This window comes from Bradyrhizobium sp. USDA 4451, assembly GCF_054822585.1.
This window is the reverse complement of sequence record NZ_JBTRCH010000001.1, coordinates 6,026,327-6,049,403: the sequence shown is the minus strand read 5'-3', so window position 1 is coordinate 6,049,403 and position 23,077 is coordinate 6,026,327. Positions and strand designations below refer to the sequence as shown.

Below are 23,077 nucleotides of genomic sequence, written 5' to 3'. Positions count from 1 at the left end.
TTGGCGCGAACCGGTACCCACTTCGCTCGAAAACGCTTTAGCTCGCGCGTGCGATATCCGCACGGATCCAGCGCGCGGCCCAGACGAACAGCAGCGCGCCGAGCGTCGTCGTCACCGCCGCCGAAAGCAGCGAGTAGCGCACCGCGTCGACGCCGTAGCTGCCCTTCAGGGCGTCGTTGATCATGCCGACGGCGAGGGGACCGACGCCCTGGCCGAAGCAAGTGGCGGTGAGCAGCACGAGCGCCGAGGCCAGCGCCCGCATGCTCGGCTTTGCCACCGTCTGGGCAATCGCGAAGATCGGGCCGAGATGGAAGCCGACCATGAACGACGTCAGCGCCAGGGTTGCGACCATCAGCGTGAAGCTTTGGGTCAGCATGCATAGCGCGAAGACGGGGCCGGCGAGGCCGGACATGATCGCCGGCGCCCACAGCTTCCAGCGGTCGTCGCGCCGGCCGATTTCGGCCACCACGAGGCCGCCGATCAAAGTGCCCGCCATGCCGGCGAGACCCTTGAAGGTGCCGGCATAGCTGCCGATCTCGGCGCTGCCGAGATGATGGATGCGCGCCAGGAACGGCGGGATCCACACCGCGGTGGCGTAATTGGTATAGGTCGTGAGACAGAAGCCGATCAGCACGATGACGAAGCTCGGCTGCGATGCCAGGAAGCCCAGGGTCGGCCCGATCGGCTCAGCCTTGAAGGTTTCGGCCATCGCGCCGCGCTTTGGCTCGGAGATGGTCAGCCACAGCACCGCGGCGAGCGCGATACCGGGCAGGCCCGCGGTGAAGAACGCCATCCGCCAGCCATAGTGCTGATTGACGTAGCCGCCGATGAAATAGCCGAGGAAGACGCCGAGATAGGTGCCGATGGCGTAGATGCCGAGCGCGCGCGGACGCTCGTTCTTGTCGAACAGATCGGCGATCATCGATTGCGAGGCCGGCGTGCCGGCGGACTCCCCGATGCCGACGCCGACCCGCGCCAGTGCCAGCGTCGTCACGCTGGAGGCCAAGCCGCAGAGATAGGTCATGGCGCTCCAGAACGCGAAGGCGAGAGCGACGATATTGCGGCGGTTGAGGCGATCGGCCATCCGCGCAATGGGAATGCCGAGCAGCGAATAGAACAGCACGAAGCCGAACCCGGCCAGCAGGCCCATCGTGGTGTCGCTGAGCGCAAACTCCTTCTTGATCGGCTCGATCAGCACGTTGAAGATCGTGCGGTCGAGGAAGTTGAGGGCGTAGATGATGGTGAGCAGCGCAAGGGCGTAGTAGCGGCGCGCGGAAGGCGCGGCCGCGGCTTGCGTTGGCGCAGCCGCCTGCGGTGCGACGTCGACCATGACTTCCTCCCCTCGATTGTCTTTTTGTTGTTCTTGTTTGCTTGGGCGCGGGCTTCAGGCCTCGCGGATGTAGTTCCCCGCTTCGAACTGCACCGGCCCGGCATCGGCGTCGAACGACACGCCGATCGGGTCGCGGCCGCCGGCGATCGCCTCGAGTTGGTCGGAGAGCATCCGGCGGATCATCAGGATGCCGCGGTCGCTCTGGCCGAAATGCTCTTCGGAATGAACGGTCACCGGTCCCTGGCCGACCTGCGCCTCGTAGTCGCCGGGGAATTGCTGGTGCTCGCGCTCGGTCATGTCCCACCAGAACTTGCCGTTGAACTTCGAACGCATGCGGCCGATATCGCCGGAGTTCTTGACCCGGCCGGCGACATAGATGCGGAACGAGGTGTCGTCGATCGGCAAGGTCCAGCCGATCGACTCGACGCGGGCGAATTGCGCGACCCGCGGATTGGGCACGACGCGGAGCGTCGGGAGGGCGGCCTCGCTGACGCGATAGAATATCCTGCCGTCGTCCTGCTTGCGGATCGAGCGCACCGCGACGCCGCGCGGCGACATCTCGAACTTCACCTCGGGGATCGAGGCCATCATGTTGGTGAACTGCGGCCCCGAGAACGAGCCGTGCAGCACCGGCACGTGGTAGGGGTCGACCACGTTCTCGAAATGCTGCAGCCAGTTGCAGGGGATCACGGCCGGGCCGCCACCGCCGATCGAGGAATCGTCGGCCTCGACGAATTCGCCGTCGTCCATGGTCTCCAGGCACTCGTAGCGCGGCAGCACCGGCTTCTTATCGGCCGGGCCCATATAGGCGAAGATCAGGCCGTAGCGCTCCCGCACCGGATACCAGGGCTGGCGCACCTTGTCCTTGAACAGGCCGCCGTCGGGCTCGCAGGGCTGTTCGAGGCAGTGGCCCTCGGTGTCGAACTTCCAGCCGTGATAGCAGCAGCGGATGCCGTCTTCCTCGACCTTGCCGTAATAGAGTGTGGTGCCGCGATGGCAGCAGCGCGCGTGCAGCAGGCCGACCCGGCCGTGCTTGTCGCGAAACAGGATCAGGTCCTCACCGAGCGCGCGGACTTTTCTGGGGATATCGGTCGCGTCGCAGGCGAGGCCGATCGGGTGCCAGTAGCGACGCAACAGCTCGCCCATCGGCGTGCCGCGCACCACCGAGGTGAGCTCGGTCCGGGTGCTGGACGGCTTCATCGCATAGGCCGTGCCGAGGTCGCGATCGCGCTGGGTGACGGTCATTTATGTCTCCTCCCGCCGCGGGTCTGACGCCTGCGGCCGCTTCATCGTTGATGAAGTCAACGATATATCGATGACATTGTCAACGATCTCGTTTAGCTTGGCAGTGGCGGGCTTTGTTGGCAGAGGTTGGCGATGACCGAGAAGCTCAGGACTGAGAAGGCGTTGCCGCCGGAGGCGATCATCGACGCGGAGCTCGCGCCGGTCACCGCGATGATGTCGTCACGGCTGATGGTGCTGGCGAATCTGCTGAGGCGCGGCGCGATGCTGCGCTACAAGCGGCTGACCGGTCTGTCCTCGGTCGAGTTCGGCCTGGTGGTCTCGCTCGGGCGGCGGCCGCCGATGAGCGTGGTGCGGCTGGCCGAGGCCGTCGGCATGGACAAGGGGCAGATCAGCCGGGCGCTCGCCGAACTCGTGGCGCGCAAGCTGGTGTCCAAGGCGGCCAACCCGCGCGACAACCGGGAGACCCTGATCTCCCTGACCAAGGCTGGCCTCGCCGCCCATGACGCCATCGTGGCCGGCGCGCAGGAGCGAAACCGGCGCCTGCTGGAACAGCTTGATCCACAGGAACTTGCATTGCTGCTCGGACACATCGACCGGCTGACCGCAACGGCCGCCGAGATGCTCGCTGCCGAACGGGAGCTGGGCTGATATGGCGAGGTTGCAGGGCACGGGATCGCCGCCGCGGCGTTGCCCGAAGAGGCAAGCGCATCCGCCCGATGGGGCCGAGAGCCCGCGGGAACGACGGTAAAAGCGTCAAAATTGCTTGTCTTGCGCCCCCTGTTGCGCTGCGCTAAAGCCTGCAAGAACAATTCCAATCAACGAATCTGCGGGACGTCCGAAACCGCAGCAAGAAGGCCTCGCCGATGACCGGCATCCTGCAGAATTACCTTCCACTTGTGGTCTTTGTCGGCGTTGCCAGCCTGATCGGTCTGGCGCTCCTGATCGCGCCGTTCCTGGTCGCGTTCCAATCGCCGGACCCGGAAAAGCTGTCCGCCTATGAATGCGGATTCAACGCTTTTGACGATGCCCGCATGAAGTTCGACGTCCGCTTCTATCTGGTGGCGATCCTCTTCATCATCTTCGATCTCGAAGTGGCGTTCCTGTTTCCCTGGGCCGTGGCGTTCGGAAAGCTCGGCGTCACCGGCTTCTGGTCGATGATGGTGTTCCTGGCCGTACTGACGGTCGGGTTTGCATATGAATGGAAGAAAGGTGCGCTCGAATGGGATTGAGCCCCACCGCGCTACAGCCGGCGATCGCCAAGCCTGCAATCGCCACCGCCCCGAAGGGCATTCTCGATCCGTCGACCGGCAAGCCGGTCGGCGCCAACGACCCGCTTTTCCTCGAGGTCAATCACGAGCTGTCCGACAAGGGCTTCTTCGTCGCGGCCGCCGATGACCTCATCACTTGGGCGCGCACCGGCTCCTTGATGTGGATGACCTTCGGTCTCGCCTGCTGCGCGGTCGAGATGATGCAGGTCTCGATGCCGCGTTACGACGTCGAGCGCTTCGGCTTTGCACCGCGTGCCTCGCCGCGGCAGTCCGACGTGATGATCGTCGCGGGCACGCTGACCAACAAGATGGCGCCCGCGCTGCGCAAGGTCTACGACCAGATGCCGGAGCCGCGCTACGTCATCTCTATGGGCTCCTGCGCCAATGGTGGCGGCTACTACCATTATTCCTACTCGGTGGTGCGTGGCTGCGACCGCATCGTGCCGATCGACATCTACGTGCCGGGCTGCCCGCCCACGGCGGAAGCGCTGCTTTACGGCGTGCTGCTGCTGCAGAAGAAGATCCGCCGTATCGGCACCATCGAACGCTAAGGTTTCAGGCATGGACGACGGCAAGCTCGACGCCCTTGGGCAGACGATCGTGAGCGCGCTTCCGGGCGCCGCCACGGCGCACTCGGTTGCGTTCAATCAACTCACTATCGACGTCGAGATTGGCAGAATCGTGGACGTCGTGACGTTTCTGCGCGACGATCCCGGCTGCCGTTTCGTCAACATCACCGACGTCACCGCGGTCGACCATCCGAGCCGCGAGAGGCGTTTCGACGTCGTCTACCATCTGCTGTCGCCGACGCTGAACACCCGCATCCGGCTGCGCGGCCAGGCCGACGAGACCACGCAGGTGCCGTCGATCATCGGCGTCTTCCCGGGCGCCGACTGGTTCGAGCGCGAGACCTACGACCTCTACGGCGTGATCTTCACCGGCCACCCCGACATGCGCCGCCTGCTGACGGATTACGGCTTCGACGGCCATCCGCTGCGCAAGGATTTCCCGCTCACCGGCTTCGTCGAGGTTCGCTACGACGACCAGGAGAAGCGGGTGCTGTACGAGCCGGTCCGGCTCAACCAGGAATTCCGCAAGTTCGATTTCCTTTCGCCCTGGGAAGGCGCGGACTATCCGCTTCCCGGTGACGAGAAGGCCAAGGCGGAGCCGAAGCCATGAACGAGCAACCGCAAAATCTGCGCAACTTCACCATCAATTTTGGCCCGCAGCATCCTGCCGCCCACGGCGTGCTCCGTTTGGTGCTCGAACTGGACGGCGAAGTCGTCGAGCGCGTCGACCCGCATATCGGCCTGCTGCACCGCGGCACCGAGAAGCTGATCGAGCACAAGACCTACCTGCAGGCGATTCCGTATTTCGACCGGCTCGACTACGTCGCGCCGATGAACCAGGAGCATGCGTTCTGCCTCGCGGCGGAGAAGCTGCTCGGCATCACGGTGCCGCGCCGCGGCCAGTTGATCCGCGTGCTGTATTGCGAGATCGGCCGCATCCTGTCGCATCTGCTCAACGTCACCACGCAGGCGATGGACGTCGGCGCGCTGACCCCGCCGCTGTGGGGTTTTGAAGAGCGCGAAAAGCTGATGGTGTTCTACGAGCGCGCCTCCGGCTCGCGCATGCACGCGGCGTTCTTCCGCGTCGGAGGCGTGCATCAGGACCTGCCGCCGAAGCTGATCGACGATATCGAGGCGTGGTGCGATCCGTTCCTCAAAGTCGTCGACGACCTCGACCGGCTGCTCACCGGCAACCGCATCTTCAAGCAGCGCAACGTCGATATCGGCGTGGTGCCGCTGAAGGAAGCCTGGGAGTGGGGCTTCTCCGGCGTGATGGTGCGCGGCTCGGGCGCGGCCTGGGATCTGCGCAAGTCGCAGCCCTATGAGTGCTACGCCGAAATGGATTTCGACATTCCGATCGGCAAGAACGGCGACTGCTACGACCGCTATCTGATCCGCATGGAAGAGATGCGCCAGTCGGTGCGCATCATGAAGCAATGCGTGCAGAAGCTGAAGGCGCCGGACGGGCAGGGCCCGGTCGTGGTCGAGGACAACAAGATCGCGCCGCCGCGCCGTGGCGAGATGAAGCGCTCGATGGAAGCGCTGATCCATCACTTCAAGCTCTACACCGAAGGCGTCCACGTGCCGGCTGGTGAGGTCTACGCTGCGGTCGAGGCGCCGAAGGGCGAGTTCGGCGTCTATCTCGTCGCCGACGGCAGCAACAAGCCCTACAAGTGCAAGATCCGCGCGCCGGGCTTCGCCCATCTGCAGGCGATGGATCACATCTGCAAGGGCCATCTCTTGGCCGACGTTTCCGCCATCCTGGGCTCGCTGGACATCGTGTTCGGCGAGGTCGACCGGTGACGATGGTCCGCATCCGCACCGCGCGCTAATTGAGAGTTTGATCGATGTCCGTCCGCCGCCTTGCCCCGAAGGAATTGCAGCCCGCGAGCTTCACGTTCACGGACGAGAATCTGGCCTGGGCCAAGAAGCAGATCGAGAAATATCCGCCGGGCCGCCAGGCCTCGGCCGCGATCGCGATCCTGTGGCGCGTGCAGGAGCAGCATGACGGCTGGGTCTCGGAAGCGGCGATCCGCGCCGTCGCCGACCTGCTCGAGATGCCGCATATCCGCATGCTGGAGATCGCGACCTTCTACACCATGTTCCAGCTCTCGCCGGTCGGCAAGAAGGCCCATGTCCAGGTGTGCGGCACCACGCCGTGCCGGCTGCGCGGCGCGGCCGACCTGATCGAGGTCTGCCAGCATCGCATCCATCACGATCCGTTCCAGTTGTCGAAGGACGGCAACTTCTCCTGGGAAGAGGTCGAGTGCCTCGGTGCCTGCGTGAACGCGCCGATGGTCTTGATTTGGAAGGACACCTATGAGGACCTGACCAAGGAAAGCTTCGGCAAGGTGCTCGACGGCTTTGCCGCCGGCAATCCGCCGAAGCCGGGCCCGCAGATCGACCGTCAGTTCTCGGCGCCCGCAGGCGGGCCGACGACGCTGAAGGAAACCACCTGATGCGGGGCTTTCAGGTGCGGGCGAACGGCCAGGAAGACGGGGCGGGGAGGGGCGCAGCGATGCAGGCCTGGCGCACGATCGCGCTGCATACCGCCGTCGCGGCCGGCTTCATGTTCCTGCTGCAACGTTACGGCCTGAGCGCCACGCTGGAATCCAGCCTGTTGTGGGCCATCGTGTTCGGCGGCTGCGCCGCCGGGCTCGCTTACTCCCAAGCCAATCGGTGATGTTCGGAAAGTTTTTGTTATGCTCGACGACAAGGACCGCATCTTCAAGAACCTCTACGGCCTGCATGATTGGGGCCTCGAGGGCGCGCGCCGCCGAGGCGCCTGGGACGGCACCAAGGGGATCATCGACAAGGGCCGCGACTGGATCATCAACGAGATGAAGGCATCGGGTCTGCGCGGCCGTGGCGGCGCGGGCTTCCCGACCGGCATGAAGTGGTCGTTCATGCCGAAGGAATCCAAGGACGGCCGTCCGAGCTATCTCGTCGTCAACGCCGACGAGTCCGAGCCCGGCACCTGCAAGGACCGCGAGATCATGCGGCACGATCCGCATCTTTTGGTCGAGGGCTGCCTGCTCGCGAGCTTCGCGATGGGCGCGCATGCCTGCTACGTCTACATCCGCGGCGAGTTCATCCGCGAGCGCGAGCGCCTGCAGGCCGCGATCGACCAGGCCTATGACGCCAAGCTCGTCGGCAAGGACAACATCAACGGCTGGCCGTTCGACATCTACGTCGCGCACGGCGCCGGCGCCTATATCTGCGGCGAGGAAACCGCGCTGCTCGAGAGCCTCGAGGGCAAGAAGGGCCAGCCGCGGCTGAAGCCGCCGTTCCCGGCCAATGTCGGCCTCTATGGCTGCCCGACCACCGTCAACAACGTCGAGTCGATCGCGGTCGCGCCCGATATCCTGCGCCGCGGCGCCGCCTGGTTCGCCGGCATCGGCCGGCCGAACAATGTCGGCACCAAACTGTTCTGCATCTCCGGCCACGTCGAGCGGCCCTGCAACGTCGAAGAGGCGATGGGGATTCCGTTCCGCGAGCTGATCGAGAAGCACTGCGGCGGCATCCGCGGCGGCTGGGACAATCTGAAGGCCGTGATCCCCGGCGGCTCGTCGGTGCGCATGGTGCCGGCCGAGCAGATCATCGACACGCCGATGGACTTCGACTCGCTGAGCAAGCTGCGCTCGGGCCTCGGCACCGCGGCGGTCATCGTGATGGACAAGTCGACCGATTTGATCCGGGCGATCGCGCGCATCTCGTATTTCTACAAGCACGAGAGCTGCGGCCAGTGCACGCCGTGCCGTGAGGGCACCGGGTGGATGTGGCGCGTCTTGACCCGCATGGCCGAGGGCCGTGCCCACAAGCGCGAGATCGACATGCTGCTCGAGGTCACCAAGCAGGTCGAGGGCCATACCATCTGCGCGCTCGGCGACGCCGCGGCGTGGCCGATCCAGGGATTGATTGCGCATTTCCGTCACGAGATCGAAGAGCGCATCGATCAGTATTCGCACAAGGCCGATCTCGACGATCAGGGCGTTCGTGATCCCGTCCACATGGTCGCGGCGGAGTAGAGAAGACACATGAGCAAGATCATCGTCGATGGCAAAGAGATCGATGTGCCGGCCGAGTACACGCTTTTGCAGGCGTGCGAGGCGGCCGGCGCCGAGATTCCGCGGTTCTGCTATCACGAGCGGCTGTCGATCGCCGGCAATTGCCGGATGTGCCTGGTCGAGGTGAAGGGCGGCCCGAAGCCGGTGGCGAGCTGCGCCTGGGCCGTGCGCGACTGCCGTCCGGGCCCGAAGGGCGAGCCGCCGGAGATCTCGACCCGTTCGCCGATGGTCAGGAAGGCGCGCGAAGGCGTCATGGAGTTCCTGCTGATCAACCATCCGCTGGATTGCCCGATCTGCGACCAGGGCGGCGAGTGCGACCTGCAGGACCAGGCGATGGGTTACGGCGTCGACACCAGCCGTTTCGCCGAGAACAAGCGCGCGGTCGAGGACAAGTATCTCGGCGCGCTGGTCAAGACCTCGATGAACCGCTGCATCCAGTGCACGCGCTGCGTCCGCTTCTCCGCCGAAGTCTGCGGCGCGCCGGAAATGGGCGCGACCGGGCGCGGCGAGGACATGGAGATCACCACCTATCTCGAGCATGCGCTGAGCTCGGAGCTGCAGGGCAATCTCGTCGACATCTGCCCGGTCGGCGCGCTGACCTCGAAGCCCTATGCGTTCGCGGCGCGGCCCTGGGAGCTCGGCAAGACGCAGTCGGTCGACGTCATGGACGGCGTCGGCTCCGCGATCCGCGTCGACACCCGCGGCCGCGAGGTGATGCGCATCCTGCCGCGCATCAACGAGGCGGTTAACGAGGAGTGGATCTCCGACAAGACCCGCCACGTCGTCGACGGCCTGCGCACGCAGCGCCTCGACCGTCCCTATGTGCGCGAGAACGGCCAGCTCAAGCCTGCGACCTGGCAGGAAGCCTTCGCCGCCATTGCGGCCAAGGTCGGCCGCAGCGACGGCAAGCGGATCGGCGCGATCGCCGGCGATCTCGCCGCGGTCGATGAAATGTATGCACTGAAGCAGCTGCTCGCCGGGTTCGGCTCGGTCAATCTGGCGGTGCAGGGCGGCGACGCCTTCGACGCCAAGGCGGGCCGCGGCTCCTACATCTTCAACCCGACCATTGCCGGCATCGAGCAGGCCGACGCGATCCTGATCATCGGCTCGCATCCGCGCAAGGAAGCGGCCGTGCTGAACGCGCGGATTCGCAAGCGCTGGCGAGCCGGCGGGCTCAAGGTTGGCATGATCGGCGCCAAGGCCGACTTCACCTATGATATCGACTATCTCGGTGCGGGCACCGATACCCTGGCCGATCTCGTCGCCGGCAAGCATTCCTTCGCCGACGTGCTGAAGAACGCGCAGCACCCGATCACCCTGGTCGGCCCCGGCGCCTACACCAGGCATGACGGCGCCGCGGTGCTGGCGCAGGCGGCCAAGCTCGCCGTCGATGTCGGCGCGGTCAAGGACGGCTGGAACGGCTTTGCCGTGCTGCATGACACCGCCTCGCGCGCCGGTGCGCTCGATATCGGCTTCTCGCCTGCGGCCGGCGGCCTGACCGCCGCGCAGATGACGACCTTCGGCACGCTCGACGTGCTGTTCCTGCTCGGCGCCGACGAGATCAAGGCGCCGGACGGCACCTTCGTGGTCTATATCGGCACCCATGGCGACCAGGGCGCGCATCGCGCCGACGTCATCCTGCCGGGCGCAGCCTATACCGAGAAGTCCGGCATCTACGTCAACACCGAGGGCCGGGCGCAGATCGCCAACCGCGCCGCGTTCCCGCCGGGCGAAGCCCGCGAGGACTGGGCGATCATCCGCGCGCTGTCCGACGTGCTCGGCAAGAAGCTGCCGTTCGACTCGTTGCAGGCGCTGCGCCAGGCCATGTTCAAGACCTATCCGCACCTGATGCGGCTCGACCAGATCGAGGCCGGCAAGGCTGACGACGTCAGGGCGCTGGCCGGCAAGGGCGGCAGCGTCGACAAGGCGGCGTTCAAGGCGACCGTCGAGGATTTCTATCTGACCAACCCGATCGCGCGGGCCTCTGCCGTGATGGCGGAATGCTCGCGGCTGGCGTCGGGCAAACTGCTGACGGCAGCGGAGTGAGCGTGACCTGATGGCTGATTTCTTCGCAAGCTCGTTCTGGACCGGCTTCCTCTGGCCGCTGATCATCATGGTCGCGGAGAGCCTGCTGCTGCTCGTCGTGCTCCTGATCGCGATCGCCTACATCCTGCTCGCCGACCGCAAGATCTGGGCGGCAGTGCAGATCCGCCGCGGCCCCAACGTGGTCGGGCCGTTCGGATTGCTGCAATCCTTCGCCGACCTGCTCAAATTCGTGCTCAAGGAACCTGTGATCCCGTCCAGCTCCAACAAGGGCGTGTTCCTGCTGGCGCCTTTGGTCTCCTGCGTGCTGGCGCTGGCCGCCTGGGCCGTGATCCCGTTCAACCTCGGCTGGGTGATCTCCGACATCAATGTCGGCATCCTCTACATCTTCGCGATCTCGTCGCTGTCGATCTACGGCGTCATCATGGCCGGCTGGTCGTCGAACTCGAAGTATCCGTTCCTGGCCGCGCTGCGCTCGGCGGCGCAGATGGTGTCCTACGAGGTCTCGATCGGCTTCGTCATCATCACCGTGCTGCTCTGCGTCGGCTCGCTGAACCTGTCGGCGGTGGTCGAGGCGCAGAACACGCGCGGCCTCGCGCACCTGATCGGCCTCCCGCAGCTCACCATCCTGAACTGGTATGTGTGGCCGCTGTTCCCGATGTTCGTGGTGTTCTACGTCTCGGCGCTGGCGGAAACCAACCGTCCGCCGTTCGATCTGGTGGAAGCGGAATCCGAGCTGGTCGCCGGCTTCATGACCGAATACGGCTCGACCCCGTATCTCCTGTTCATGCTCGGCGAGTATGTCGCGATCACCACAATGTGCGCGCTGGCGTCGATCCTGTTCCTGGGCGGCTGGCTGCCGCCGGTCAACCTGCCGCCGTTCACCTGGATTCCGGGCATCGTCTGGTTCGCCCTGAAGGTGTTCTTCATGTTCTTCATGTTCGCGATGGCGAAGGCGATCGTGCCGCGCTACCGCTACGATCAACTGATGCGGCTCGGCTGGAAGGTGTTCCTGCCGCTGTCGCTGGCGATGGTGGTGATCGTGGCCGGTGTGCTGCAGTTCGCCGGCATCGCGCCGAAGTGAGGCCGTCATGAGTGTCAATGTCAATGCAACAGCCCGCTCGCTTCTGCTCTCGGAATTCGTCTCGGCGTTCTTCCTGGCGATGCGCTATTTCTTCCAGCCGAAGCCGACGCTGAACTATCCGTTCGAGAAGGGCCCGATCTCGCCGCGCTTCCGTGGCGAGCACGCGCTACGCCGCTATCCGAACGGCGAAGAGCGCTGCATCGCCTGCAAGCTGTGCGAGGCGATCTGTCCGGCGCAGGCGATCACGATCGAGGCGGGCCCGCGCCGCAACGACGGCACCCGCCGCACGGTGCGTTACGACATCGACATGGTGAAGTGCATCTATTGCGGCCTGTGCCAGGAAGCATGCCCGGTCGACGCCATCGTCGAGGGACCGAATTTCGAATTCGCGACCGAGACCCGCGAGGAACTGTACTATGACAAGGCCAAGCTGCTCGCCAACGGCGACCGCTGGGAGCGCGAGATTGCGAAGTCGATCGCGCTCGACGCGCCGTACCGGTGAGGTGAGGGCATGATCCTTCCGGCGCTGTTCTTCTATTTGTTTGCCACGGTCTGCGTGGCCTGCGCGGTCATGGTGATTGTCTCGCGCAATCCCGTGCATTCCGTGCTGTATCTGATCCTGGCGTTCGTCAACGCCTCCGGCCTGTTCATCCTGATGGGCGCCGAGTTCCTCGGCATGATGCTGATCGTGGTCTATGTCGGCGCCGTCGCGGTGCTGTTCCTGTTCGTCATCATGATGCTCGACGTCGACTTCGTCGAACTGCGCGAGGGCTTCATCCAGTACCTGCCCATCGGCATCGTGATCGGCGGCATCTTCATGTTCGAGCTCTTGCTGGTCGTTGGCGCCTGGGTGATCAACCCGCAGGTGACCAAGACGATCACGGCTGCGATCCCGAGCAATGTCAGCAACACCGAGGCGCTCGGCCTCGTGCTCTATACGAAGTACATCCATTACTTCCAGCTTGCCGGCATGGTGCTCCTGGTCGCGATGATCGGCGCTATCGTGCTGACGCTGCGCCACAAGGCCAACGTCAAGCGGCAGAACATCAACGTGCAGAACGCGCGCACGCCGGACATGGCGATGGCGATGCGCAAGGTGGCATCGGGGCAGGGCCTGCAGGATGCCGATGCGGCGGAGTGGGTGAAATGACGATCGGGCTAGGGCACTATCTGGCGGTCGCCGCGATCCTGTTCACGCTCGGGATCCTCGGCATCTTCCTCAACCGCAAGAACATCATCGTCATCCTGATGTCGATCGAGCTGATCCTGCTGTCGGTCAACATCAACCTGGTGGCGTTCTCGACCTTCCTCGGCGACATCGTCGGCCAGGTGTTCGCACTGCTGGTGCTGACGGTGGCCGCCGCCGAGGCCGCGATCGGCCTCGCCGTGCTGGTGGTGTATTTCCGCAACCGCGGTTCGATCGCGGTTGAAGACGTCAATCTGATGAAGGGCTAGGCGCGCATGATCCGGAAAAGTGGATGCCGGTTTTCCCCGACAAACGCCTTCGTTTGTCAGGAGATCATGCGCAGTGAGAGAATCCGATGATACAGGCAATCGTCTTCCTGCCGCTGCTGGGAGCCATTCTCGCGGGCATCATCGCGCTGACCGGCGCGCATGCGCGCTGCCCGAGTGGCGACACCGTCGACCATCACGACGATGCGCACGGTCACGCCGCCGTCTCGCACAGCGAGAAGCCCGTCAACACGATCGGCGAGGACGCATCCAAGGTTCACGCCTCGCACGACGAGCCGATGGAGCATGGCGGCCATGACGACCACCACGTCTCCGAGCCGCCGGCGGCGGGATCGCGGCTGGCCGAGCTGATCACGACGGGCCTGCTGTTCGTCTCGGCGGCGCTGTCCTGGTTCACCCTGGTCGATGTCGGCTTCATGCACCATGACGCCCGCGTCGTGCTGCTGCCCTGGATCACGTCGGGCGACCTGCAGGTGGCCTGGACGCTGCGGGTCGACACCCTGACCGCGGTGATGCTGGTCGTGGTCAACACCGTCTCTGCGCTCGTCCACCTCTATTCCATCGGCTACATGGACGAGGATCCGAACCGGCCGCGCTTCTTCGGCTACCTCTCGCTGTTCACCTTCGCGATGCTGATGCTGGTGACCTCGGACAACCTCGTGCAGCTGTTCTTCGGCTGGGAGGGCGTGGGTCTCGCGAGCTATTTGCTGATCGGGTTCTGGTACCAGAAGCCGTCGGCGAACGCGGCTGCGATCAAGGCCTTCGTGGTCAACCGCGTCGGCGACTTCGGCTTCGCGCTCGGCATCTTCGCGATCTTCGCGCTGATCGGCTCGACCGATTTCGAGACCATCTTCCACGCCGCGCCCGGGCTGACCGGCAAGACCGTCGACTTCTTCGGCCATCAGGTCGACGCGCTGACCCTGACCTGCCTGTTCCTGTTCATGGGCGCGATGGGCAAGTCGGCCCAGTTCCTGCTGCACACCTGGCTGCCGGACGCGATGGAGGGCCCGACCCCGGTGTCGGCGCTGATCCACGCCGCGACCATGGTCACCGCCGGCGTCTTCATGGTGGCGCGGCTGTCGCCGTTGTTCGAGCTGTCGCCGACCGCGCAGGCGGTGGTGATGTTCTTCGGCGCGACCACGGCGTTCTTCGCCGCCACGATCGGCCTGGTGCAGAACGACATCAAGCGCATCGTCGCGTACTCGACCTGTTCGCAGCTCGGCTACATGTTCGTGGCGATGGGAGCAGGGGCCTATTCGGTCGGCATGTTCCATTTGTTCACGCACGCCTTCTTCAAGGCGCTGCTGTTCTTGGGCTCCGGCTCGGTGATCTACGCGATGCATCACGAGCAGGACATCCGCAACATGGGCGGCCTGTGGCGCAAGATCCCGTACACCTTCGCGGTGATGTGCATCGGCACCCTGGCGCTGACCGGCTTCCCGCTGTTCGCCGGCTACTTCTCCAAGGACGCGATCATCGAATCTGCCTATGCGGCGCACAATCCGTTCGCGACCTACGCCTATCTCCTGACGATCGCGGCCGCCGGCCTGACCTCGTTCTACTCCTGGCGTCTGATCTTCAAGACGTTCTTCGGCGAGCCGCACGACCAGAAGCACTATGAGGCTGCGCATGAGAGCCCGGTCTGGATGCTGGTGCCGATCGGCGTGCTCGCCGCCGGCTCGATCCTGGCCGGCCTGCCGTTCAAGGAAGTGTTCGCCAGCCCGCACGGCGTCGAGGAGTTCTTCCGCGAGTCCATCAAGATGAACCCGCACATCCTCGAGGACATGGAGCACATGCCGAGCTGGCTCGCGCCGCTGCCTACCGTGATGATGGCGCTCGGCCTGTTCGTCTCGTACCTGTTCTACATCCGCAGGCCGTATCTGCCGGTCGAGCTCGCGAACCAGCAGCCGATGCTGTACCAGTTCCTGCTCAACAAATGGTATTTCGACGAGCTGTACGACTGGATATTCGTCCGTCCGGCCAAGTGGCTCGGCTATACGCTCTGGAAGAAGGGCGACGGCTTCATCATCGACGGATTCGGTCCCGACGGCGTTTCGGCCCGCGTGCTCGACGTCACCCGCAACGTCGTGAAATTGCAGACCGGCTACCTCTATCACTACGCTTTCGCGATGCTGATCGGAGCTGCCGGATTGATCACCTGGTTCATGTTCGGCTTGGGAGGCCAGTAAATGACAACCTGGCCCATCCTTTCGGTCACGACCTTCCTGCCGGCGGTCGGCGCGATCCTGGTCTATCTGCTGGCGCGGGGCGGCGACGAGAGCGCCAACCGCACGGCGCGCTGGATCGCGCTGTGGACCACGCTGATCACCTTCGCGGTGTCGCTGATCCTGGTCGCGCGCTTCGATGCCGCGAACACCGACTTCCAGTTCGTCGAGAAGGCGTCCTGGCTCGCCACCGGCATCACCTATCACATGGGTGTCGACGGCATCTCGCTGCCGCTCGTGATCCTGACCACCGCGATCATGCCGCTCTGCATCATCGCGAGCTGGAAGTCGGTGACGAGCCGCGTCGGCGAATACATGATGGCGTTCCTGATTCTGGAGACGCTGATGGTCGGCACCTTCTCGGCGCTCGACCTCGTGCTGTTCTATTTGTTCTTCGAGGGCGGCCTGATCCCGATGTTCCTGATCATCGGCGTCTGGGGCGGTCCGCGCCGGGTCTATGCGTCGTTCAAGTTCTTCCTCTACACCTTCCTCGGCTCGGTCTTGATGCTGCTCGCCATCATGGCGCTGTACTGGAACGCCGGCACCACTGACATCCCGACCCTGATGCACACCGCGGTGCCGCGCTCGATGCAGACCTGGGCGTGGCTGGCGTTCTTCGCCTCGTTCGCGGTGAAGATGCCGATGTGGCCGGTGCACACCTGGCTGCCTGATGCGCACGTCGAGGCGCCGACGGCGGGCTCGGTGATCCTGGCCGCGATCCTCCTGAAGATGGGCGGCTACGGCTTCCTGCGCTTCTCGTTGCCGATGTTCCCGCTGGCCAGCCACGACTTCGCGCCGTTCGTGTTCACGCTGTCGGTCATCGCCATCATCTACACCTCGCTGGTGGCGATGATGCAGGAGGACATGAAGAAGCTGATCGCGTACTCCTCGGTCGCGCATATGGGCTTCGTCACCATGGGCATCTTCGCGGTGACGACGCAGGGCGTCGCCGGCGGCATGTTCCAGATGGTCTCGCACGGCATCGTCTCCGGCGCGCTGTTTCTCTGCGTCGGCGTGGTCTACGACCGCATGCACACCCGCGAGATCGCGGCCTATGGCGGCCTCGTCAACCGCATGCCGCTCTACGCGCTGACCTTCATGGTCTTCACCATGGCCAATGTCGGTCTGCCCGGCACCTCCGGCTTCGTCGGCGAGTTCATGACGCTGCTCGGCACCTTCAAGATCTCGCTGCCGACCGCGTTCTTCGCCACCACGGGCGTGATCCTGTCGGCCTGCTACGCGCTCTGGCTCTACCGCAAGGTGGTGTTCGGCGCGCTGGTCAAGCCGTCGCTGATGTCGATCAAGGATCTCACCTTCCGCGAATGCGTGACGCTGTTCCCGCTGATCGCGCTGACCATCCTGTTCGGCGTCTATCCGAAGCCGGTGCTCGACATGTCGGCGGCCTCGGTGCAGCAACTCGTCAACAATTACCAAACCGCCGTGACTGCCGTGAAGGCAGCCGCGCTGACCGTCCAGTAAGGCCTCCGCCCATGAGCTTTTCCAGTGCAGGTTATCAGTTGCAGCCGGTGCTGCCGGAGCTGGTGCTCGCGGTCGGCGCCATGGTGCTGTTGATGATCGGGGCCTATCGCGGGCAGGGCACCACGCGCCTCGTCACCGCGCTCGCGGTGTGTCTGCTGATCCTGACCGGCGTGCTCGAGCTCTGGCTGCCGGCCGGCAAGCTCGTCACCTTCGGCGGCAGCTTCATCGTCGACGATTTCGCCCGCTTCCTGAAGGTGCTGGCGCTGATCGCTTCGGCGGCGACGCTGATCCTGTCGACCGAATACCTGTCGCAGCCGTCGACCCGCAATTTCGAGTTCGCGATCCTGGTGCTGCTGTCGACGCTCGGCATGATGGTGCTGATCTCGGCCGGCGATCTGATCTCGCTCTATCTCGGCCTCGAGCTGATGAGTCTCGCGCTCTACGTCGTCGCCGCCAGCGCGCGCGACAATGCCAAGTCGAGCGAGGCCGGTCTCAAGTACTTCGTGCTCGGCGCGCTGTCGTCGGGCATGCTGCTTTACGGCGCCTCGCTGATCTACGGCTTCACCGGCACGGTCAGCTTCGCCGGCATCGCGGCGGCCGCGACCACGGGGAGCATCGGCATCGTGTTCGGCCTGGTGTTCCTGCTCGCCGGCCTGTGCTTCAAGGTCTCGGCGGTGCCGTTCCACATGTGGACGCCCGACGTCTATGAGGGCGCGCCGACCCCGGTGACCGCGTTCTTCGCCTCCGCCCCGAAGGTCGCGGCGCTCGCGGTGTTCACCCGTGCGACGCTGACCGCGTTCCCCGGCATCGTCACCCAGTGGCAGCAGATCCTGGTGTTCGTGGCGATCGCCTCGATGGCGCTGGGCTCGTTTGCCGCGATCGGCCAGAGCAACATCAAGCGCCTGATGGCCTATTCCTCGATCGGCCATATGGGCTTCGCGCTGGTCGGCCTGGCTGCCGGCACCGTCGAGGGCGCGCAGGGCGTGCTGGTCTACATCGCGATCTATGTCGCGATGACGCTCGGCTCGTTCTCGATCATCCTGGCCATGAAGCGCAACGGCGTGGCGCTGGAGCAGATCAGCGATTTTGCCGGCCTGTCCCGCACCAACCCGCTGATCGCCTTCGTCTTCGCGATGCTGCTGTTCTCGCTGGCCGGCGTGCCGCCGCTCGCGGGCTTTTTCGGCAAGTGGTACGTGTTCGTCGCCGCGATCAAGGCCAATCTGTTCTCGCTCGCGGTGATCGGCGTGCTGACCAGCGTGGTGGGCGCGTTCTACTATCTGTCGATCGTCAAGGTGATGTATTTCGACCAGCCGCTCGGCAAGCTCGATCCGGTCCGCGTCGAGCTGCGCACCGTGCTTGCGGTCGCCGGCATCTTCAACATCTTCTTCTTCGCCTATCCGGGCCCGCTGGTGAGCGTGGCCACGGCGGCCGCGAAGTCGCTATTCTGACGCGGACGGTTCCGAAACGGGATGCTGGCTTTCGGAACGGATCATGCGCATAACTCCGACATGACCTTCACGCTCGGACCCCGGGCCATTGCGGCGGGCTATCGGCTCGCCGCCTTCGATCAGATCGGCTCGACCAATGCCGAGGCGATGCTGCGCGCCCGCGACGGCCAGCAGGGGCCGATGTGGTTCGTGACGCCGGAGCAGACCGCCGGCCGCGGCCGCCGCCAGCGGGCCTGGGTCGCGCCGCGCGGCAACCTCGCCAGCAGCATCCTCGAGGTCACGGACGTCCAGCCGGCGGTCGCCGCCACGCTCGGTTTCGCCGCCGGGCTGTCGCTCGAAGCAGCACTCCGGAAAGTCAGCATCGAGGCCGCGCTGCGGCTCGGGCCGGGCACCCCGAAATTCACCCTCAAATGGCCGAACGACGTCTTGGCCAACGGCAGGAAGCTGTCAGGCATCCTGCTGGAGGCCGAAGCGATCGGCAGTCGGCTTGCGGTCGTGGTCGGCATCGGCACCAATGTCGTCGCCGCACCCGAGGGAACGCCGACGCCGGCGGTGTCGCTGGTCGCGCTCGGCGTCGAGATCGGTGCCGAGGAGCTGTTCGCCGCACTGTCGGACGCCTGGGTCGAGTTTCGCGGTATCTGGGACGATGGCCGCGGCTTCCCCGAGATCCGCAGGCTGTGGCTGGAGCGTGCCGCCGGGCTCGGCGAGAAGGTCGCGGTCCAGACCGGCAGCGCGACCCTTGAAGGCACCTTCGATACGATCGATGAGACCGGCTGCCTGATCGTTCGTTCCGCTGACGGACAGCGCATGCCCGTGACGGCCGGCGAGGTCTATTTCGGCAACGCAGCCTCGGTGAGGGCGAACTGATGGCGCGACCCGACGAGCTCACCTTTGCACCGCTCGGCGGCGTCGGCGAGATCGGCATGAACCTGTCGATCTATGGCCTTGGCAACCGCCACCAGCGTTCGTTCCTGGCGGTCGATCTCGGCGTCTCCTTCGGTGACGAGGAGCATCTGCCGGGCATCGATTTGATCATGCCGGACGTCCGCTTCCTCGAGAAGGAACGCAACAACCTGATGGGCCTCGTGCTGACGCACGCCCATGAGGACCATTTCGGCGCCATCATCGATCTCTGGCCGAAGCTCGGCTGCAAGATCTACGCGACGCAGTTCTCCGCGGCGCTGTTCGAGGCCAAATGCGCCGCCGAGCGCAACCCGCCGAAAATTCCGGTCACCGTGATCCCATCGGGCGGACGGGTCGATATCGGCCCGTTCAATGTCGAGTTCATCCCGGTCGCGCATTCGATTCCCGAGTCGCACGCGCTGGCGATCAAGACCGAGGTCGGCACCGTGCTGCACACCGGCGACTGGAAGATCGATCCGACCCCGATCATCGGCCAGCCGACCGACGAGCGGCGTCTGCGCGAACTCGGCGACGAGGGCGTGCTGGCGCTGGTCGGCGATTCCACCAACGCGGTGCGTGACGGCCGGTCGCCCTCGGAGACCGAGGTTGCGGCCACGATCAAGAAGCTGGTCAAGGCGGCCAAGGGCCGGGTCGCGGTCACGACCTTCGCCTCCAACGTCGCCCGCGTGCGGGCGGTGGCGGATGCCGCCAACGCGGCCGATCGCGAGGTCGTGGTGGTCGGCCGCGCCATGGAGCGCGTGGTCCAGGTCGCCCGCGAATGCGGCTATCTCGACGCCTCGCACAAGTTCCGCAGCGCCGACTATTACGGCCATTTCCCGGCCGACAAGGTGCTGGCGCTGTGCACCGGCAGCCAGGGCGAACCCCGCGCCGCGCTGGCCCGGATCGCCAATGACGACCATCCGCAGGTCACCCTGAACAAGGGCGACACTGTGATCTTCTCCTCCCGCACCATTCCCGGCAACGAGAAGGCGGTCGGCTCCATCATCAACAACCTGGTCATGCAGGGCGTCGAGATCATCACCGACCGCGAGCACCTGGTGCACGTCTCCGGCCACCCGCGCCGCGACGAGCTGCGCGACATGATCTCCTGGGTGCGGCCGCAGCTCCTGATCCCGGTCCATGGCGAGGCGCTGCATCTGTCCGAGCACGCCAAGCTGGCGCGCGCCGCCGGCGTGCCGAAGGTCTTGACCTGCCGCAACGGCGACCTGGTCAAGCTCGGGCCCGGCGAGCCCGGCATCGTCGGCGAAGTGCCGGCGGGCCGGCTCTACAAGGACGGAACCATCCTGGAGGATTCCAAGTCGCGCGCCGTGGTCGAGCGGCGCCGGATGGGCTTTGCCGGCTGCGCCTTCGTCGCCATCGCCATGACCGCACAGGGCGAGCTGGTCGACGATCCCGAGGTTGATCTGGTCGGCATGCCGGAGAACAATGCGGCGGGCGAACTGCTCGACGACATCGTGTTCGATGTGGTGGTATCGACGATCGAGGGCCTGCCGAAGCCGCGGCGGCGCGATCCGGATGCGCTGGGCGAATCGGTGCGACGGGCGGTGCGGGCCGCGCTGAACGAGCAATGGGGCAAGAAGCCGATCTGCGTCGTGCACGTTCTGACGGTCTGAGCCTGAAGCATGATCCGGAAAGCGTGCAGCGATTTCCGAAAGATCATGGAAAGACAAGTAGCTGGAGCACGATCGTCGCATCGCGCTTGAGCTCTATAAGGTAGGGAGACAAACATGCTGGGCCGGCTCAATCACGTTGCGATCGCGGTCAAGGATGCCAAGAAAGCCGCGAAGATCTACGGCACGGCGTTCAACGCCGAGATTTCCGACGCCGTGCCGCTGCCGGAACACGGCGTCATCACGGTGTTCGTGACGCTGCCCAACACCAAGATCGAGTTCATCGAGCCGCTCGGCGAGGCCTCGCCGATCGCGAAATTCGTCGAGCGCAATGCCGACGGCGGTATCCACCATGTCTGCTACGACGTGCCCGACATCATCGCGGCGCGCGACCGCATGATCGCCGAGGGCGCACGCGTGCTCGGCGACGGCCAGCCGAAGATCGGCGCGCACGGCAAGCCGGTGCTGTTCTTCCATCCCAAGGATTTTTCCGGCGCCCTGGTCGAGATCGAGCAGGCCTGAGGCCAATATGGCGTACCAGATCTCCACCGGCCTTGCGATCTACTTCGTGCTGTGGTGGCTCGTGCTGTTCCTGACGCTGCCGTTCGGCGTGCGCAGCCAGCACGAGGACGGCGTCGGCGCGCCCGGCACCGACCCCGGCGCCCCGATCCTGGCGCGAATGGGCCGCAAGCTGCTGTGGACCACGCTGCTGTCGGCCGTGATCTTCGCGATCGGGATGTGGGCCTATTATGCCGGCTATCTCTCGGTCGAGCGGTTGTCGAGGCTGATGGGAATGCCGTTCTAGAGAACGGTTCGGAGGAATAGGTTCGTAGCCCGCATGAGCGAAGCGACATGCGGGAACACTTTTACCGGGTACCGGGGAGCCTGCCATCGGGCGCGCGTTGGCTCACCCGGGCTACGAATTGGAATTTCAAGGATGCCGATGGAGTGAGGATCAACCTCACCCCGGCGATGCGGAGGAGGCGACCACGATGAACCTGCAGGCGCAATCGGCCCCAGGGCAGAGCGCATATCGGATCCTGCGGGAAGCCGATCTGCGCGACTATCTCGCGGGGCTTCCCGCCATCGTCACCCACCTCGGCGGCGCCCCCGCCGACTGGTCGATCAGCGAGGTCGGCGACGGCAACCTCAATCTCGTCTTCATCGTCAAGGGACCGGGCGGCGGCATCGCCGTCAAGCAGGCGCTGCCCTATGTGCGGCTGGTCGGCGAGAGCTGGCCGCTGCCGCTGTCGCGGGCGCATTACGAGCATCTGGCGCTGGTGCATCAGGCGCGGCTGGCGCCCAAACTCGTGCCGGCGGTGCTGCACCATGATGCGCCGCTCGCGCTCACCGCGATGGAGCTGCTCGAACCGCACATCATCATGCGCAAGGGCCTGATCGGGGCCACGCGCTATCCGCGCTTCGTCGAGGATATCTCGACGTTCCTGGCGCAGACGCTGTTCTTCACGTCCGATCTGGCGCTGTCGGCAGCGGAGAAGAAGCAGGGGATCGCCGATTTCGCCGGCAACCACGCGCTCTGCAAGATCACCGAGGACCTGATCTTCACCGATCCCTACCGCATCGCCGAGCAGAACCGCTGGACCGCGCCCTATCTCGATGCGACGGCGGCAGCCTTCCGCGACGACCTCGACCTTCATGTCGCGATCTCCAGGCTCAAGCTGAAATTCATGGCGAGCCCGGAGGCGCTGCTGCACGGCGACCTGCACACCGGCTCGATCATGGTGACGGAGACCGAGACCAGGGTGATCGATCCCGAGTTCGCATTCTATGGCCCGATGGGTTTTGACATCGGCGCCGTCATCGGCAACCTGCTGATGGCCTATCTGGCCTCCGCCGGCCACGAGCGCACGCCGGGTGAGCGCGCTGCGTTCGAGGCGTGGCTCCTGGCCACCATCGAGGGCGTCTGGAGCGAGTTCTCGCGAAAATTTCTCGCGCTCTGGCGCAACGAGGCGAAGGGCGACGGCTATCCGCTGTCGCTGTTCGCAGGCGAGGCGGGCGCGGCGCGGCTGGAAGCGGAACGGCAGGTCTACATGGCGCGGCTGTTCCAGGACACGGTCGGCTTCGCCGCGGCCAAGACCATCCGGCGCATCCTCGGCCTCGCGCACAACATCGATTTCGAATGGATCGCCGACGAGAAGCAGCGCGCGATCTGCGAGGCGCGGGCGCTGAAGCTCGCACGCAACATGATGCTGGAGCCGGCGTCGTTCACGACGATCGGCACCGTCACCTACGCCGCGCGCGAGCTACGCCACTGGCAGCCGGATTTCGCCAGATGATCGCGGCCCGAAGAT

The 23,077-nt window shown here is 65.2% G+C and carries 23 protein-coding genes; 21 read left to right on the top strand and 2 right to left on the bottom strand.

Annotation, left to right across the window (positions count from 1 at the left end; all coding sequences use genetic code 11):
• Window positions 1–37 precede the first annotated feature (37 nt).
• The gene (locus ACVMB0_RS27965) at window positions 38–1,330 is read right to left on the bottom strand and encodes a spinster family MFS transporter (protein ID WP_461348309.1); all 1,293 of its coding nucleotides are present in this window, start codon (window positions 1,328–1,330) and stop codon (window positions 38–40) included.
• Window positions 1,331–1,384: 54 nt separating this feature from the next.
• Window positions 1,385–2,575 carry a Rieske 2Fe-2S domain-containing protein gene (locus tag ACVMB0_RS27960; RefSeq protein WP_461348308.1) on the bottom strand — a complete coding sequence of 397 codons (1,191 nt, stop codon included), beginning with the start codon at window positions 2,573–2,575 and terminating at the stop codon, window positions 1,385–1,387.
• A 132-nt stretch (window positions 2,576–2,707) separates the two neighbouring features.
• On the opposite strand from ACVMB0_RS27960, the gene ACVMB0_RS27955 reads away from it, so the two are divergent.
• From ACVMB0_RS27955 to mtnK, 21 genes are all read left to right on the top strand, one after another.
• Window positions 2,708–3,223 carry a MarR family winged helix-turn-helix transcriptional regulator gene (locus ACVMB0_RS27955; protein WP_456754527.1) on the top strand — a complete coding sequence of 172 codons (516 nt, stop codon included), beginning with the start codon at window positions 2,708–2,710 and terminating at the stop codon, window positions 3,221–3,223.
• 215 nt (window positions 3,224–3,438) lie between these two features.
• A complete protein-coding gene (locus tag ACVMB0_RS27950) occupies window positions 3,439–3,804 on the top strand; it encodes an NADH-quinone oxidoreductase subunit A (protein WP_461348307.1) in 366 nt (121 codons plus the stop codon).
• Window positions 3,795–4,394, top strand: a complete 600-nt coding sequence (locus ACVMB0_RS27945) for a NuoB/complex I 20 kDa subunit family protein (protein ID WP_461348306.1) — start codon at window positions 3,795–3,797, stop codon at window positions 4,392–4,394. The genes ACVMB0_RS27950 and ACVMB0_RS27945 overlap by 10 nt, the downstream gene beginning before the upstream one ends.
• 10 nt (window positions 4,395–4,404) lie before the next feature.
• Window positions 4,405–5,022 carry an NADH-quinone oxidoreductase subunit C gene (locus tag ACVMB0_RS27940; RefSeq protein WP_456754530.1) on the top strand — a complete coding sequence of 206 codons (618 nt, stop codon included), beginning with the start codon at window positions 4,405–4,407 and terminating at the stop codon, window positions 5,020–5,022.
• On the top strand, window positions 5,019–6,215 hold the full coding sequence (locus ACVMB0_RS27935; RefSeq protein ID WP_456754531.1) for an NADH-quinone oxidoreductase subunit D: 1,197 nt from the start codon (window positions 5,019–5,021) through the stop codon (window positions 6,213–6,215). Before ACVMB0_RS27940 ends, ACVMB0_RS27935 begins: the two co-directional genes overlap by 4 nt.
• A gap of 44 nt (window positions 6,216–6,259) precedes the next feature.
• A complete protein-coding gene (gene nuoE / locus ACVMB0_RS27930) occupies window positions 6,260–6,871 on the top strand; it encodes an NADH-quinone oxidoreductase subunit NuoE (protein ID WP_016847752.1) in 612 nt (203 codons plus the stop codon).
• Entirely contained in the window at window positions 6,871–7,095 is a 225-nt protein-coding gene (locus ACVMB0_RS27925) for a hypothetical protein (RefSeq protein ID WP_456754532.1), read from the top strand. Before nuoE ends, ACVMB0_RS27925 begins: the two co-directional genes overlap by 1 nt.
• Before the next feature lie 19 nt (window positions 7,096–7,114).
• Window positions 7,115–8,440 (top strand): NADH-quinone oxidoreductase subunit NuoF, encoded by a 1,326-nt coding sequence (gene nuoF / locus ACVMB0_RS27920; protein ID WP_194454135.1) that lies wholly within the window; start codon window positions 7,115–7,117, stop codon window positions 8,438–8,440.
• 9 nt (window positions 8,441–8,449) lie between these two features.
• Window positions 8,450–10,525 carry an NADH-quinone oxidoreductase subunit NuoG gene (gene nuoG, locus ACVMB0_RS27915; protein ID WP_461348305.1) on the top strand — a complete coding sequence of 692 codons (2,076 nt, stop codon included), beginning with the start codon at window positions 8,450–8,452 and terminating at the stop codon, window positions 10,523–10,525.
• Between the two features lie 10 nt (window positions 10,526–10,535).
• A complete protein-coding gene (nuoH, locus tag ACVMB0_RS27910) occupies window positions 10,536–11,606 on the top strand; it encodes an NADH-quinone oxidoreductase subunit NuoH (RefSeq protein WP_212013545.1) in 1,071 nt (356 codons plus the stop codon).
• Between the two features lie 7 nt (window positions 11,607–11,613).
• A complete protein-coding gene (gene nuoI / locus ACVMB0_RS27905) occupies window positions 11,614–12,108 on the top strand; it encodes an NADH-quinone oxidoreductase subunit NuoI (RefSeq protein WP_018271854.1) in 495 nt (164 codons plus the stop codon).
• Window positions 12,109–12,117: 9 nt separating this feature from the next.
• Window positions 12,118–12,756: an NADH-quinone oxidoreductase subunit J gene (locus ACVMB0_RS27900; RefSeq protein ID WP_456754535.1), complete on the top strand. Its 639-nt coding sequence runs from the start codon at window positions 12,118–12,120 to the stop codon at window positions 12,754–12,756.
• Window positions 12,753–13,061, top strand: coding sequence for an NADH-quinone oxidoreductase subunit NuoK (nuoK, locus tag ACVMB0_RS27895; RefSeq protein ID WP_016841823.1), 309 nt, complete (start codon window positions 12,753–12,755; stop codon window positions 13,059–13,061). The genes ACVMB0_RS27900 and nuoK overlap by 4 nt, the downstream gene beginning before the upstream one ends.
• Window positions 13,062–13,147: 86 nt before the next feature.
• Entirely contained in the window at window positions 13,148–15,268 is a 2,121-nt protein-coding gene (nuoL, locus tag ACVMB0_RS27890; RefSeq protein WP_461348304.1) for an NADH-quinone oxidoreductase subunit L, read from the top strand.
• A complete protein-coding gene (locus ACVMB0_RS27885) occupies window positions 15,269–16,783 on the top strand; it encodes an NADH-quinone oxidoreductase subunit M (protein ID WP_456754537.1) in 1,515 nt (504 codons plus the stop codon). It abuts the gene before it with no gap.
• Window positions 16,784–16,794: 11 nt separating this feature from the next.
• Window positions 16,795–18,231 carry an NADH-quinone oxidoreductase subunit NuoN gene (gene nuoN / locus ACVMB0_RS27880; RefSeq protein ID WP_461348303.1) on the top strand — a complete coding sequence of 479 codons (1,437 nt, stop codon included), beginning with the start codon at window positions 16,795–16,797 and terminating at the stop codon, window positions 18,229–18,231.
• 60 nt (window positions 18,232–18,291) lie between these two features.
• Window positions 18,292–19,098, top strand: coding sequence for a biotin--[acetyl-CoA-carboxylase] ligase (locus tag ACVMB0_RS27875; RefSeq protein ID WP_461349719.1), 807 nt, complete (start codon window positions 18,292–18,294; stop codon window positions 19,096–19,098).
• Window positions 19,098–20,768 (top strand): ribonuclease J, encoded by a 1,671-nt coding sequence (locus ACVMB0_RS27870; RefSeq protein WP_461348302.1) that lies wholly within the window; start codon window positions 19,098–19,100, stop codon window positions 20,766–20,768. The genes ACVMB0_RS27875 and ACVMB0_RS27870 overlap by 1 nt, the downstream gene beginning before the upstream one ends.
• Window positions 20,769–20,882: 114 nt before the next feature.
• Window positions 20,883–21,287, top strand: a complete 405-nt coding sequence (gene mce / locus ACVMB0_RS27865) for a methylmalonyl-CoA epimerase (RefSeq protein ID WP_456754540.1) — start codon at window positions 20,883–20,885, stop codon at window positions 21,285–21,287.
• 7 nt (window positions 21,288–21,294) lie between these two features.
• A complete protein-coding gene (locus ACVMB0_RS27860) occupies window positions 21,295–21,570 on the top strand; it encodes a DUF1467 family protein (protein ID WP_456754541.1) in 276 nt (91 codons plus the stop codon).
• A gap of 187 nt (window positions 21,571–21,757) precedes the next feature.
• Window positions 21,758–23,062 carry an S-methyl-5-thioribose kinase gene (mtnK, locus tag ACVMB0_RS27855; protein ID WP_461348301.1) on the top strand — a complete coding sequence of 435 codons (1,305 nt, stop codon included), beginning with the start codon at window positions 21,758–21,760 and terminating at the stop codon, window positions 23,060–23,062.
• The last annotated feature ends 15 nt before the right edge of the window (window positions 23,063–23,077 follow it).